This is a genomic window from Gilliamella sp. ESL0441 (genome assembly GCF_019469185.1).
Classification (GTDB): domain Bacteria; phylum Pseudomonadota; class Gammaproteobacteria; order Enterobacterales; family Orbaceae; genus Gilliamella.
On the sequence record NZ_CP048264.1, the window covers coordinates 960,962 to 976,382 of the forward strand.

Below are 15,421 nucleotides of genomic sequence, written 5' to 3' on the forward strand. Positions count from 1 at the left end.
GAGAATAAATTATGAGTCAAGAAGTTAAAACACAAGTTGTGGTTTTAGGTGCTGGGCCAGCAGGTTACTCTGCTGCGTTCCGTGCAGCCGATCTTGGATTAGACGTAACGTTAGTTGAACGCTATTCTACTTTAGGTGGTGTATGTTTAAATGTGGGATGTATTCCTTCTAAAGCGCTTTTACATGTTGCCAAAGTCATGGACGAAGCCAAATCGCTAACAGAACATGGAATTCACTTTGGTACACCTAAACTTGAACTGGATAAAGTTCGAGGTTGGAAAGAGAAGGTCATTAATCAGTTAACTAATGGGTTAGCGGGTATGGCTAAAATGCGTAAAGTCAATGTTATTCAGGGCGAAGCGCAATTTACCGGTAGTCATACTATGGATGTGACATCTGCAAAAGGTATTACTAAAATTACGTTTGATAATGCCATTATCGCGGCTGGATCCAGACCAATTAAATTACCTTTTATTCCGCATGATGATCCTCGTATTTGGGATTCAACAGATGCGCTTGCTTTAACAACCATTCCTAAAAAATTATTGTTAATGGGTGGGGGTATTATTGGACTTGAAATGGGTACTGTTTATCATGCCTTAGGTTCAGAAGTTGATGTGGTTGAAATGTTTGATCAGGTCATTCCTGCTGCGGATAAAGATGTGATCAAAGTCTTTACAAAACAGATTCAGGATAAATTCACCCTACGTCTTGAAACTAAAGTGACGACAGTTGAAGCTAAGCATGATGCAATTTATGTCACAATGGAGAAAAAAGACGGAACGACTGAAACTCATACTTATGATGCCGTATTAGTCGCAATTGGGCGTTCACCTAATGGAAAACTTATCAGCGCTGAAAAAGCCGGCGTAAACGTAACTGATCGTGGCTTTATTGAAGTCGATAAGCAAATGCGCACCAATGTACCACATATTTACGCTATAGGTGATATTGTTGGTCAACCTATGCTTGCACACAAAGGTGTTCACGAAGGACATGTGGCTGCTGAAGTGATTGCGGGCAAAAAACACTATTTTGATCCGAAAACGATTCCTTCTATCGCTTATACCGAGCCAGAAGTGGCTTGGGTCGGTTTAACCGAAAAAGAAGCGAAAGAAAAGGGTATCGATTATGAAGTGTCTATCTTCCCATGGGCGGCATCTGGGCGAGCTATCGCATCGGATTGTTCACAAGGCATGACAAAGCTGATCTTTAACAAAGCAGATAATCGCCTTTTAGGTGGTGCAGTCGTTGGTGCTAATGGCGGTGAATTGCTTGGTGAGATTACCCTTGCGGTTGAAATGGGTTGCGATGCCGAAGATATCGCCTTAACTATTCATGCGCATCCAACTCTTCATGAATCGATTGGACTTGCCGCTGAAATTTATGAAGGAACAGTAACCGATTTACCCAATCCGAAAGCTGTAAAAAAATAGTCAATTTTTAGTCTTTTTATCTATCTTAAACTTTTGCCGTCAATCATTGACGGCTTTTTTTAATCACTTACTTTTGCAAAACAGCCTTTTCCACAATAATGGTAATATTTGGCATGATACGCAATAAACACCGATTCACCTCTGTTTAGAGTGAGTACTTCATTTTTTGTTGTCAATGTAATAGCGCCATTCATACAAAATAGGATTTGAGGGCTGCTGACTTGCTCTTGTCTTAATTGAAGATCACTTTCAATGATTTCAAATTTAAAATCATTAACGGGAACAGGAAAATCAATTTTATTATGATTAATTATCGAATTGGTTAGCAGTTCATTTGCATCAATACTCTTAAAGTTCGTATTCTCAATTAGTGCGTCAATATCAATAAACTTATGGGTTAAACCGGCTCTTAAAACATTATCTGAATTTGCCATCACTTCAAACCCCGTACCCGATAAATAACAATGTGGTGTTTGGGCATATAAAAACATTGCTTGCGATGGTTTAAGTTCAATCACATTTAAAATGAGTGGCATAAACAAACCAATATCTTCAGGATAATCTTTTACCAGTGTATGAATGGTTAAAAAAGGCTCTTGATTTAAACTTTTGATACAGATTAACAATTGATGAATAGCTTGTAATTTTTGGTCTGGTGAAAGATTTAATAAGAATTGAAAAAAGTGTTTTAGTTGCTTTGGATAAGGATTGTTTTGTAATTGTGCCAATTCATCCTTGAAGATAGGAATATTGATTTGCGTAAAAAATGCCAATATTTCTTCAATTGGTCGAAATGAGTTCATGGCTTTAAAGGGGGTGAGTGCATACAATAATTCGGGTTTATGATTGGGATCCTTAAAATTTCGGTAAGGAGAATGAAGATCAATGCCTAATTGATTTTCCTTTTCAAATCCCTTTTGAGCATCAGCTTTAGTGGGATGTACCTGAATTGAAAGCGGTTTACGTGCTGCCAGCACTTTGAATAAATAGGGAAGCGTGCCAAAAAGTTGATAAGTGTTTTTACCCAATGTCTGTAGTGGATTTTGACAAATAAGCTCATCAAGTCTGATTTTTTCGCCATTTACGCCGATGACTTTTGAACACCCTAACGGATGAATACCCATCCATATTTCTGCCATGGGTTTTTGGCTTGGGTTTTTAATATCAAATAGGGTTGTGATACTATCGATACTTCCCCAGTCATAATCTTTAATACAATTTTCAAGTTTCCATATCGTTTGCTTCATATTATCATCCTTTAAGAGAGTGAATGTGACGCAAGTAAAGGCAATTAAGCTTATTTATACCCTAAAGAAGATGTAATTTAGCAGTACTGCATGTTTATTGAAGATATAATTTAATTAATCTTAATTTCCCTTAAACTGATCTTAAAACTGTTTGTTAAACATTTTGATTAACTTTTAACGACGATTATTATTCGACCTGATCATAGTAACGGCTGAAATTATTTTTTTAAATATCCAAATATCATTTTTGTGAAATGAATAACAGTTTTTGATAGTCGTGTTCATAAATAAAATCATTAGATATTTCAACGCATTACATGTACTTCAATTGATGAACCGGTACGGAAACTGTATTTTAAAGACGATTAAGTATATAATGCCCCGCAAATTCATTTATTCACGATTAGAAATAGACTTTTATATGAAACCCTCAATTATCAGTAAGTTAGAAACTCTACAAGAACGTTATGAAGAGGTTCAAGCGTTATTGTCTGATGCATCGGTGATTGCCGATCAAAATCGATTCCGTACTCTTTCTAAAGAATATGCGCAATTAACGGGTGTGGTGAAATGTTTTACAAGTTGGAAGCAAACGCAAGAAGATATTGAAACTGCTAAAATGATGCTTGCCGATCCTGAAATGAGTGAAATGGCTCAAGAAGAGTTAAACGAAGCTTTAAACCGTATCGATGAGCAAGAAAAGCAGTTACAAGTTTTATTACTACCTAAAGATCCCAATGATGATTATAACTGCTTTGTTGAAGTCCGAGCAGGAACCGGTGGCGATGAAGCAGCAATCTTTGCTGGTGATCTGGCAAGAATGTATACCAGATATGCAGAATCCCGTCATTGGCGAGTTGAGATTATGAGTGCCAATGATGGTGAACATGGTGGCTATAAAGAAGTCATTATGTTAGTCAGTGGTGACGGCGTTTATGGTAACTTGAAATTTGAATCAGGTGGTCATCGAGTTCAGCGTGTTCCGGAAACAGAATCGCAAGGTCGTATTCATACCTCAGCATGTACGGTTGCGGTGTTACCTGAAATTCCTGAAGCAGAAATGCCAGAGATCAATCCAGCTGACTTAAAAATTGATACTTATCGTTCATCAGGTGCAGGTGGTCAGCACGTTAATACTACCGATTCGGCTATTCGTATTACCCATATTCCAACAGGAATTGTTGTAGAATGCCAAGATGAACGTTCTCAACATAAAAATAAAGCTAAAGCGATGTCAGTTTTAGCAGCACGAATTCAAGACGCAGAAACCCGAAAACGTCAACAAGAAGAGGCATCAACCAGACGTAACCTTTTAGGTACTGGGGATCGTTCAGACCGCATTCGAACCTATAACTATCCACAAGGTCGGGTGACGGATCATCGCATTAATTTAACCATATATCGTTTAGATGAAGTCATGGAAGGCAAGTTAGAAATGTTAATTGATCCAATTATACAAGAATATCAAGCAGACCAACTTGCTGCTTTATCGGAACAAGATGAATGACTTATTTAGAATGGCTAAAGCATGCATCTTTAATATTATCTGAAAGTGAAAGCCCTAAACGTGACGCTGAAATTTTATTGAGTTTTGTTACTCGCAAAACACGCACTTTTATTATGGCTTTTAGTGAAACAGAGTTAACCAGTGATGAAATTACGGCTTTAGACGAACAATTAGATCGTCGCAAAGCGGGTGAGCCGATTGCCTACATAACCGGTGAAAAAGAGTTTTGGTCTTTAAAATTTAATGTATCAGACTGCACATTAATTCCCAGACCAGATACTGAAAAGTTGGTTGAGTTGGGATTAGAGTATTTACCCAAAATACCTTGTGAAGTCCTGGATCTTGGTACCGGTACGGGAGCTATTGCTATTGCCATGGCAACAGAACGTCAGGATTGTCTTTTTACCGCAGTGGAGAAAAATCGAGAAGCACTTATTCTCGCTCAGCAAAATGCGACACAGATAGGCGTTAACAATGTTTATTTTTTGCAAGGTGATTGGTATAAACCATTGAAAACACGCCAATTTTCTATGATAACTGCTAATCCTCCTTATATTGACGCAACAGATATTCACTTATCCCAAGGTGATGTTCGTTATGAACCAAGAAGTGCGCTAGTCTCTGAAGATGACGGTCTTGCTGATATAAAAGTCATTGTTAAAGGCGCAACCAAGCATCTAATTCAATATGGTTGGTTGTTAATTGAACATGGCTGGAAACAAGGGCCAGCGGTACAAACAATATTTAAACAACACGGATTTCAATTAGTTGAAACTTTCACAGACTATAGTGGCAATGATCGAGTGACTCTTGGTCGTTGGTTTAAACCTTAATTAGGAAATATTTTATGATGAAGCAAAAACAAGTAAAAGTTAGGGATATCACTGTCGCTAATGATCTCCCATTTGTATTATTCGGTGGTATGAATGTTCTTGAATCTCGTGATCTAGCAATGAAAATTTGTGAACATTACGTGACAGTGACAGATAAACTCAATATTCCTTACATTTTTAAAGCTTCGTTTGATAAAGCTAATCGTTCTTCAGTTCACTCATATCGAGGGCCAGGATTAGAAGAAGGCATGAAGATCTTTCAAGAGCTTAAACAACAGTTTGGCGTGAAAATTATTACCGATGTTCACACCGAAGCACAGTGCCAACCTGTTGCCGACGTGGTTGACGTTATCCAGTTACCTGCGTTCTTAGCAAGACAAACGGATTTGGTTGTTGCAATGGCAAAAACCGGTGCAGTAATTAACGTAAAAAAACCACAGTTTGTAAGCCCTGGGCAGATGGGTAATATTGTTGAAAAGTTTGAAGAAGCCGGTAATGATCAAATTATTCTTTGTGATCGTGGTAGCTGTTTTGGTTATGATAATCTAGTGGTTGATATGCTTGGTTTTAACATCATGAAAAAAGCTAGTCATGGCTCACCCGTTATTTTTGATGTTACTCATGCTTTGCAATGTCGTGATCCTATGGGAGCCGCATCTGGTGGTCGACGTGGGCAAGTGACCGAACTTGCTCGAGCTGGTATGGCTGTTGGTCTAGCAGGGTTATTTTTGGAATCACACCCTGATCCAAGTCATGCAAAATGTGATGGGCCTTCCGCATTACCATTAGCTAAACTTGAACCTTTCTTAAAACAGATGAAGGCAATTGATGAGCTAGTAAAAAGTTTTGAGGAAATTAATACCGAAAATTAATACTAGTTTATTAATTTTAATCAGTAAATTAAATATATCATCGTTATTGGTACTGTGTTTTCTAAAAGAGAAATTTTTCAATTTCTCTTTTTTCTTTCTTCCCTTCTTATACTTTGATGCCTAACAATTTAACCCATTTAATCAATGACACATCACAATAAGTGAATCGATTACATGGATTTTTTACACTCTTCATCTTCTCTTATTTTTTAAAATAAAAAAAGTTGTGATATTTATCCAAAAATTAGAAAAAAAAAGGGCTATTTTGGTGATTCCGATCACGATTTAACAACATTTAATTTGCTAACCAAAATATGTTTATGCATTATGAAATTACCTTTTAAAGGTTTTTTTAAATTAATTTATTAAATTTAATCAGATTTTTTTATTGTAGATAGACATTAATTTTATCGTTTTTAATTGATTTTAGGCATAAAAATGATTTTCAAATCCATGTAAGAGAAGTGCCAACTAATCTTATCGTGATTAAAAAAGTCATTTCAAGGAAGCAGATATGAATTTTTATAATCCTTTATTTACCAATCGTTCGCTAAATTGTATCACAAAGCTAATACTGTCATGCTCCATTTTAGTCTGTGCTGTGCCAGCACAAGCTGATAATATTCAACCTTTTTTTGATGATGCTTCATTAACCAGTAATGTCTTTTTTTGGAATCGTGATCGAGAAAGAAAGGATATCACTCAACATAAATATGAAAAAAACCTTAGGCATACTTCTTTCAACACTAATTTAGATTTCAATTCAGGTTATATTGCGGATATGTTTGCTATTGAACTTGGCGGATACGGAGCTTGGGAAGTGAGTAACGGCGGTAATGGTCATCCTAATGAAATCGGTTTTAGTGGCGCCAATAATCGTTGGGATGAAAATTGGAAAAAAGATGTCAGTGGTCTAAGTTTTTATAAGGCTCAGCTAAATTTTAAACTCGATAAGCTATTATGGTTAAAAGCGGGATATATTCAACCATCAGGACAAACACTGCTTGCCCCGCACTGGAGCTTTTTACCTGGCACTTATCGAGGCGTTGAGTTTGGAACAACGTTTGATTTTGACTCAGCAGGGATGTTATCCATGTCCTATATGTGGGCTGATAAATATAAAGCTCCGTGGTATAAACGACTTTATGAATTTAGACAGTGGCAAAAAGGGAAAAAAATCGATTATTTACATTCTGCTGGTTTGAAGTATGACTTTAAAAATAATTTAGTGCTAGAAACTGCGTTTGGTCAATCGCACAATTATATGAATCAATTTTTTGGTAAAGCATCTTATAAAATGAATGTATTTGATAATCCGCTAACTTTAAGTTATCAATTTTATGGTGCTAAAGACCAATCCCATAAAGGTGCTAAAGTTTATGATGGTTTAGCATGGTTACAAGCGGCAACATTAGGTTATCAGATGGGGCCAGTAGGTCTACGACTTGAAGGTGTTGCTGTCAAAGCAGAAGGCGAACAAGGATTCTTTTTACAACGAATGACGCCGGATTATGCGTCATCAAATGGTCGCTTAGATGTATGGTGGAATTCACGTTCAGACTTTAATGCCAATGGTGAAAAAGCCTTATTTGCAGAAGTAACTTATGATTTAAGTCATCTTTCCCCTTATTTTAACGGGTGGAAAACGGGCGCTTCTTATGCTTATGGGTGGGATGCTAAACCAAGTACGAATAAACTTTTTAACCAAAAGACTCGATTAATTGAATCAGCTTATAATTTCGATTTAGGTTATACAGTACAGCAGGGTTTTGCTAAAAACACCTCTTTCCAGTTACATTATACCAAATATAATAACCACTCAAAAATACCAAGCTGGAGCGAAGGTTATGGTAATATCTTCCAAGATGAACGAGATATCAAATTTATTGTTACTGTTCCATTCACAATATTCAATGCAAAACAAAAATAGGTAAAAAAATAATGAAAAAGCTTAAAACTGCAATACTTGCAACCTCGATAGCCTCTTTATTAAGTGTAGGCGTAACACAATCAGCTTATGCTAATCAAAAGACAGTTGATTTAATGAGTGCTCAACTTAATGTTAAATATACTGTTAATGATAATCAGGCAAATGATCATGGTATCAATTGTGCTGCTTTGGGTGCGGATTGGGCTGCATGTAATAAAGTGACCATCTCGTTAACAAATAATGGTTCAGCAATCAAAGATAAAGATTGGGCAATTTATTTTAGTAGTATTCGTATGATTTTGTCCGTTGACAATGATCAGTTTAAAATCACTCATCTTACTGGGGATCTTCATAAAATAGAACCAACGGATAAATTTACCGGATTTCCTGCCAAAGGCACTATCAATATTCCAATTATTGGTGAATATTGGATCGTAAGCGAAAGTGATATTATGCCACGTTGGTATGTAACATCGACCAATGCAAAGCCTAAAATTATTGCAAATACTAATACTGATTCTGATAATTTATCGGCTTTTGTGTCGCCAATTAATCAACAATGGAAAAGAACGGCTGATGACCATAACATTTTAATGACGACTGTTAATCGTTTTCAATATAACGCCGATATTGAAACATTATCAGCAGATTCTTTACGTGGACAAATTTTACCGACGCCAAAACAATTATCAGTCGGTAAAGAAGATATTAAGTTTGATGCTAAAGGTGTCAATTTAGTACTTAATGGTTTAAATCAAGATAGCTTAGCCGTTGTAAAAAATGAGTTTAAAACGTTAAATATCCCGGTTACAGAACAAGGTTTTAACATACAAGCATCAATTGATCCTCAAAAGTTTGAACAAGGGCAAGCCGGTGCTTATCAACTTGATATTACCAAAGATAAAGCAACCATTTACGCGTTTGATGAAAGTGGTATTTTTTATGCAATTCAATCTCTATTATCGACGGTTTCTGTCGATCATTCGAATTCAGTTCCTACTCTTAGTGTCGTTGATTCTCCAAGATTTGAATATCGTGGTGTGATGCTTGATATCGGACGTAATTTCAAATCCAAACAAGCGATTTTACGTTTATTAGATCAAATGGCTAAATATAAAATGAATAAATTCCATTTTCATTTAAGCGATGATGAAGGTTGGCGAATTGAGATTCCGGGGTTACCTGAACTCACCGAAATTGGTAGTAAACGTTGCCATGATCTTACTGAAGAGACTTGTTTACTACCTCAATTGGGATCGGGGCCTGAAAGTAATACAACCGGATCTGGTTATTTAACTCGTCAAGACTATATTGAAATTATTAAATATGCAAAAGCAAGGTTCATCGAAGTCATTCCGGAAATTGATATGCCTGCACATGCTAGAGCCGCTATTGTTTCTATGGAGGCACGTTATAAACGTTTAATGAAAGAAGGGAAGGAGCAACAAGCTAATGAGTTTCGCTTAGTGGATCCAACTGATACATCTAATACCACAACTGTTCAGTTTTATAATCGTATGAGTTATTTGAATCCTTGTCTCGACTCATCTCAACGATTTGTTACTAAAATTATGGATGAAATGGCAAAAATGCATGTTGAAGCTGGACAACCGCTCACGACTTGGCATTTTGGCGGTGATGAAGCAAAAAATATTCGTTTAGGCACAGGTTACCAAGATTTAAAAAGTAAAGATAAAGTTGCTTTTAAAGGTCTTATTGATCAAAGTCATGAAGATCATCCATGGGCTAAATCAAAAGCCTGTCAAAGTTTTGTATCTAAAGGGGTAGTTGAAAATATTGAACATTTGCCTAGCTATTTTGCTGAGCAGGTCAGCACCATAATTAAAGATCATGGTATTAACCATATGCAAGCTTGGCAGGATGGTATGAAGCATGCTGAGAGTGCTAAATCTTTTGCTGTAGATAAAGTGACAGTAAATTTCTGGGATACACTTTATTGGGGCGGATTTGATTCAGTCAATGAGTGGACAAATAAAGGTTATCAAGTCATTGTCTCTAATCCGGATTATGTGTATTTAGATATGCCATACGAAGTTAATCCAAAAGAAAGCGGTTATTATTGGGCAACACGTTATAATGATGAGCGCAAAATTTTTAGTTTTGCACCGAATAATTTACCTCAAAATGCGGAAACATCTTTAGATCGTGATGGCAATCCGTTTACGGCGAAAGGTACGTTAAATTGGCCCGGAGCTTATGGATTGTCTGCTCAAATTTGGACTGAGGACATTCGAACAGATGATAAGATGGAATATATGACTTTTCCTCGCTTATTAGCCATTGCAGAACGGGCTTGGCATCAGGCAGATTGGGAGATCGACTATCAAAAAGATCGTGAATTCATACAAGGTAAAACACACTATGTGGATCAACAAAAATTGCGTCAAGATTGGGTGCGTTTTGCTAACTTAGTTGGTCAACGAGAATTAGCAAAATTAGATTTAACGGGAATTGATTATCGTTTACCAATTCCAGGTGCTAAAATTGAAAATAATCAACTTATGGCTAATATTGTCTTCCCTGGCTTAATCATTGAATACTCAATTGATAATGGTAAAAATTGGCATCGATATACCGATCCTGTCACCATTAAAAACGATGATACGGTATTGGTACGTAGTTTATCAGCTGATTTGAAAAGAGTGAGTCGTGTTGAACAAGTAAACGAATAACTAACTAATTTACCATTTTTATCCAAGTATTCTTGGATAAAAATGGAAATGGATTGATTAAGAATGTTTAGAATTTAATGTAGAGTTTCATTATCAAAGACACTTTCGTCTAAAATATCATCACTCCCATCTTCAAAATAAGTACCCCAACCGTCATAATTCACTTTAAATTGATGCGCCAACGTCATAATTTGGGCAATCTGTGCATTGATTAAATCAGCACTGAGAGGGCTTTCAGCGATGATATCAAAACCAATAATAACATTGCCAAAATCATCAACATCTTCATCGGGATCTGTTGCTTCATAACCTAATTTATAGGCTTCAACTGCAACTTTTTCAAGTTTATCAAAGTTTTCTGATGAAATATGATGTTCAATTAAATACATCGCATGGGGATCACTACCATCTTCTAAAAGTTCATCAATAATTGATTGAGTATCTTGTTGGGCAAGTAGAATTTGATCTTTCATAATATACCTTTTAGTGGTCACGCAAATTGTGTGGTATATTACACGTTTAAAAATAATTTTCGAGAAAAAAGTGATCGTAGATTTGCATTCTCATACTATTGCCTCTGATGGTGTCCTATCACCCAGCGAGCTGGTTAAACGTGCTATCGATAACCAAATTGACATATTAGCGATAACGGATCATGATACCGTAAAAGGATTACCAGAGGCACAAAAGTTGATCAAGGATGAAAGTCTGCCGATTAGGCTGATTAATGGTGTTGAAATATCGACTGTTTGGAAAAATAATGAAATTCATATTGTTGGCTTAAACATTGATATTGAAAATCAACAATTGTTGGACTTACTTGTTGCACAAGAACAAGGGCGGATAGATCGTGCAATGGCAATCAGCCATAAATTGGTCAAGTTACATATTGATAACGCTTATGAACAAGCAAAGGTGTTTGCTAAAGGGGATATTGTTTCTCGTGCACACTTTGCCCGATTTCTCGTTGATCAAGGTTTAGTCAAAGATGTGAAAACGGCATTTAAAAAATATCTTGGAAAAAGTGGATATGCTTATGTGCCCGCAAAATGGTGTAGTATTGAAGAAGCGATAACAGCTATTCATGCAGCAGGTGGACTTGCGGTATTAGCACATCCGACTCGATATGATTTAACTGGTACTAAATTGAAATTATTAATAAATGATTTCAAGACTTGGGGCGGTGATGCCATTGAAGTTTCGCAAAGCCGACAAACACAAGATGACTTACAGCGATTAGCTAAATTAGCCAACGAATTTGAACTGCTTGCCTCGCAAGGTTCTGATTTTCATGATTTGGTTAACTATTTAGATTTAGGTAAAACGACCCCTTTGCCAACTAGTGTAACGCCAATTTGGCATAATTGGATACTAGATTAATATGGACTAAAATTGCTTTAAGTTAACATGCTATCAATCTTGTCTGATAGTAAAACTGACATTGTAAAAAGTGTTTTAAAATTAATATTAATATAGAAGATCATTATGAGCCAAACTTTTTATATACATCCTGACAATCCTCAAAATCGATTATTAGAGCAAATCGTAAAAATCCTGAATGATGGTGGGGTTATCGCCTTTCCTACTGATTCTGGTTATTCACTTGGTTGCTTACTTGATAATAAAAATGGTGTTGATCGTATTTGTAAAATACGTCAGCTTGATAAATATCACAATTTTACGTTGATGTGTCGAGATTTATCGGAGTTATCCTCTTATGCAATGGTCGATAACATCACATTTCGTCTGCTCAAAAATAACACTCCTGGTAAATACGTTTTTATTTTACCTGCAAGTAAAGAAGTGCCTCGTCGCTTGATGAATGAAAAACGGAAAACCATAGGATTACGTATTCCGGATAATAAAATTGATTTAGCTTTACTTGATTTATTAGGTCAGCCATTAATGACCACAACGTTAATTTTGCCAAATGAAGATGAAGCACAATCTGATCCTGATGAAATTGAGGATAAAATTGGACACCAACTTGATGCGGTTGTTCATGGTGGTTATATCGGTCAGCAACCAACAACCGTTATTGATTTAACAAATGATTACCCTGATGTTATTCGTAGAGGTAGTGGGGATATTAAGCCTTTTGAATAATGATCAAACATGTTGAAAATGATTCATGAGTTCATATTGTTAAATATAATGATTGAATCCTTCAGTATGCAATTTTATTGATGATTGAAATGACTCGGTCAATGAATGCTTTAGCTTGGTAATCAATCTTAATGTAAGTTTCACGTTTAATTACCATTGACAATGAGAACTTCAATTATGATACGTGTGTAATAGCACGAAAAGTCGTCGTTTTTTAACGAATATACAAATGTTTAATCTGATACCTGTGAAGGTAGCGAGGAAAATATGAAAAAAGTAAATGACAATACTGAAAAGTTGCAAAAAGTGTTAGCTAATTTAGGTAATGGTTCACGTCGTGAAATTGAGGCAATGATTGCCGCAGGCAAAATTAGCGTTGACGGTAAAATTGCAACATTAGGTGATAGGGTTGATGTGAATGCTAACCCTAAAATTCGAATTAATGGACACTTGGTTCAGCTAAGAAGTAAAGAAAAAACGGTTTGTCGTGTGTTAGCTTATTACAAACCCGAGGGGGAAATCTGTTCCCGTAACGATCCACAAGGACGAGCAACAGTTTTTGCTCGTTTACCGCGTTTAAAAAATGCTCGCTGGATCAATATTGGTCGATTGGATATTAATACTTCTGGTTTACTTCTTTTTACCACAGATGGTGAATTGGCTAATCGATTAATGCATCCTCGTCATGAAATAGAACGTGAATATGCGGTACGTGTTTTTGGAAATGTGACTGATCAGCAAGTTAATCAATTACGAAAAGGAGTACAACTTGAAGATGGTCCAGCTTCTTTTAAATCTGTTAAAGCGCAAGGTGGCGATGGTTTAAATCAGTGGTTTAATGTCGTCATAACTGAAGGGCGTAACCGTGAAGTGCGTAGAATGTGGGAAGCAATTGATGTACAAGTAAGCCGTTTGCTGCGTATTCGTTATGGTAATATAACCTTACCTAAAGGTTTATCACGAGGAACTTGGATGGAGTTAAGTCTTGACTCGGTTAATTATCTACGTGATATTGTCGGATTAGCAAAAGAATCCAAATCATTCATTGATGCCAAAACAGATAAACGTAGTTTCAGACCCAAAAGAACTAAACTCAACAACTTGTCAAAATCATCAAGACAAGCTACAGCTAAAAAGCCAACACGAATCTAAAAACTAAATCACATCCTCAATAAAAACAGATCAATTTATTGGGGAGTGATGACATCTATCCAATTTTTCTCACATAGACAGTAAAGCAATTTCATAAAACACACTAATTAAGTAAATTAAGTTAATCTTGATTTACAATTTATTCAGCCTCTAAATGACAATTTAGATGTTATTATTAATTTTAAATATTTATAATGTTTTCACTTATATAACATGAAATTAACGAATATAACTAAAGTAAAATGACTTCAAATATATTAACCATCAAATGTCCACAATGTGGAAGTATCAAGCATATCTCATTAGGTAATGAAAAATATAAATGTGAAGGGTGTGGAGCAGTTTATTTTGTCGATAAAAAAGATATTCATATTTTTCATCATCAACAATCCCAACAACCAAATATGGTAAAACCTAATAAAACCATAATCTGGGGAGTGATTGCTTTTTCCTGTGTCGTGTTTTTACTCGTAATGATTGAATCATTCATAGATGAAAATAATTCTAATACCAAAGGTAGTGTTGTTGGACACAGTAGCTATAGTTCAACCAATAACAATCGTCCAAAACCAACCCAAGAGGCGATAACCAAAGAATGGTCTAATAATATTATCGATATGTACGTATTTAAAGGAAAACCTTATTTGATTTTCAAAACTGAATTAAGCTTATCTAAAAGAGCATCACGCAGCCAATATCAACATTTTATAAGAATTTACGATATCGAAGCAAATAAGATTGTTGGTCAGTTTGAGTTGCCAACTGATAAAAAAGACCCTTTTTCAAGACCTCATCCTTATGAATTAGTAAAATGGGAAGACGATGACTTTATGCTGCTTATTGATAATCAAAAATTATATCAATTAAATAAATACAATAATACGTTTGAATCTGTTAATAAGGAATTGTTTTCAAAACAAGCTGAGTTTTCTTCAGGATTAGCAGAAATCAAATTTGTCAGCGAAGATTACGGTAGTGGTTTATATGTGTACACCAATAAAGGTAAACATTTCTATTATTACCCAAAGATTGATAAAATTTACAATGATAGTGAATATTACAAAGCAAGAAGTGGGCAAACACCATTGCCGTCCAATTTTTCTGTACGCACTGGTTTTAGTTTTAGTACAAAAAGTAATGATTATCCAGATGAAATTCCGAGATTAATAAGATATGAATATCAGTTCTTACCTGGTTATCCACGAGAAGATGTAGGGTTTAAATGGACAAATGTTTACTATACCAAACAAAATCAGGCTATTGTTGTTATAGACAATAATACGCCTTATGAAAAAATTCTATTGGAACCATGGCGAAAGAAAGCATCCAGGACGTTAAAATATCTAGATTTTACCCCAGATCGTGTTTATTTCTTCCCACGAATACTCGATTATAATGCTGATTCAGTATTAATTGGTTTCTCTACCTCACCTGTCAACAAAGATAAGTATATTATTCAATTGTTGGATGCAAAAACAGGAGATATTCGTTGGAGTTATAATTTTCCTTTGGAATACTATAAACTTGGTGCAAAAATTTTGGATAATCGTATTATTTTGAGGACAGAAAATAAATTTATTCTATTAGATTCTGATGGTAAACAAAATTCAATTTCAGATATAAAAACTTTAGAGTAATAAGGAAT

12 protein-coding genes are annotated in these 15,421 nt (G+C 35.5%); 10 read left to right on the forward strand and 2 right to left on the reverse strand.

Annotated elements, in window-relative coordinates:
• Positions 1 to 11: 11 nt before the first annotated feature.
• Positions 12 to 1,436, forward strand: coding sequence for a dihydrolipoyl dehydrogenase (gene lpdA / locus GYM75_RS04210; protein WP_065559371.1), 1,425 nt, complete (start codon positions 12 to 14; stop codon positions 1,434 to 1,436).
• 59 nt (positions 1,437 to 1,495) lie between these two features.
• On the opposite strand, the gene manA is transcribed toward lpdA, so the two are convergent.
• On the reverse strand, positions 1,496 to 2,683 hold the full coding sequence (gene manA, locus GYM75_RS04215) for a mannose-6-phosphate isomerase, class I (protein WP_220216918.1): 1,188 nt from the start codon (positions 2,681 to 2,683) through the stop codon (positions 1,496 to 1,498).
• A 421-nt stretch (positions 2,684 to 3,104) separates the two neighbouring features.
• Here manA and prfA point away from each other — a divergent pair, with 421 nt between their 5' ends.
• The 5 genes from prfA to GYM75_RS04240 all read left to right on the forward strand — a co-directional run bounded on the left by prfA (position 3,105) and on the right by GYM75_RS04240 (position 10,518).
• The gene (gene prfA, locus GYM75_RS04220) at positions 3,105 to 4,190 is read left to right on the forward strand and encodes a peptide chain release factor 1 (RefSeq protein WP_220216919.1); all 1,086 of its coding nucleotides are present in this window, start codon (positions 3,105 to 3,107) and stop codon (positions 4,188 to 4,190) included.
• Positions 4,187 to 5,023, forward strand: a complete 837-nt coding sequence (gene prmC, locus GYM75_RS04225; protein WP_220216920.1) for a peptide chain release factor N(5)-glutamine methyltransferase — start codon at positions 4,187 to 4,189, stop codon at positions 5,021 to 5,023. The genes prfA and prmC overlap by 4 nt, the downstream gene beginning before the upstream one ends.
• A 17-nt stretch (positions 5,024 to 5,040) precedes the next feature.
• Positions 5,041 to 5,895 carry a 3-deoxy-8-phosphooctulonate synthase gene (gene kdsA / locus GYM75_RS04230; protein WP_305054569.1) on the forward strand — a complete coding sequence of 285 codons (855 nt, stop codon included), beginning with the start codon at positions 5,041 to 5,043 and terminating at the stop codon, positions 5,893 to 5,895.
• 514 nt (positions 5,896 to 6,409) lie between these two features.
• Positions 6,410 to 7,825: an OprD family outer membrane porin gene (locus GYM75_RS04235; RefSeq protein WP_220216922.1), complete on the forward strand. Its 1,416-nt coding sequence runs from the start codon at positions 6,410 to 6,412 to the stop codon at positions 7,823 to 7,825.
• Between the two features lie 11 nt (positions 7,826 to 7,836).
• A complete protein-coding gene (locus GYM75_RS04240) occupies positions 7,837 to 10,518 on the forward strand; it encodes a beta-N-acetylhexosaminidase (RefSeq protein ID WP_220216923.1) in 2,682 nt (893 codons plus the stop codon).
• Between the two features lie 74 nt (positions 10,519 to 10,592).
• Here the strand turns inward: GYM75_RS04240 and rraB are convergent, their stop codons facing one another.
• Positions 10,593 to 10,991, reverse strand: a complete 399-nt coding sequence (gene rraB / locus GYM75_RS04245) for a ribonuclease E inhibitor RraB (RefSeq protein ID WP_220216924.1) — start codon at positions 10,989 to 10,991, stop codon at positions 10,593 to 10,595.
• Between the two features lie 70 nt (positions 10,992 to 11,061).
• On the opposite strand from rraB, the gene GYM75_RS04250 reads away from it, so the two are divergent.
• The 4 genes from GYM75_RS04250 (at position 11,062) to GYM75_RS04265 (ending at position 15,413) form a co-directional block, all read left to right on the forward strand.
• Positions 11,062 to 11,898, forward strand: a complete 837-nt coding sequence (locus tag GYM75_RS04250; RefSeq protein WP_220216925.1) for a PHP domain-containing protein — start codon at positions 11,062 to 11,064, stop codon at positions 11,896 to 11,898.
• Positions 11,899 to 12,003: 105 nt separating this feature from the next.
• Positions 12,004 to 12,624, forward strand: coding sequence for an L-threonylcarbamoyladenylate synthase (locus tag GYM75_RS04255; protein ID WP_220216926.1), 621 nt, complete (start codon positions 12,004 to 12,006; stop codon positions 12,622 to 12,624).
• 267 nt (positions 12,625 to 12,891) lie between these two features.
• Positions 12,892 to 13,776 (forward strand): 23S rRNA pseudouridine(2605) synthase RluB, encoded by an 885-nt coding sequence (rluB, locus tag GYM75_RS04260; protein WP_220216927.1) that lies wholly within the window; start codon positions 12,892 to 12,894, stop codon positions 13,774 to 13,776.
• A gap of 242 nt (positions 13,777 to 14,018) precedes the next feature.
• Complete coding sequence (locus GYM75_RS04265) at positions 14,019 to 15,413, forward strand: hypothetical protein (protein WP_220216928.1); 1,395 nt, start codon at positions 14,019 to 14,021, stop codon at positions 15,411 to 15,413.
• The last annotated feature ends 8 nt before the right edge of the window (positions 15,414 to 15,421 follow it).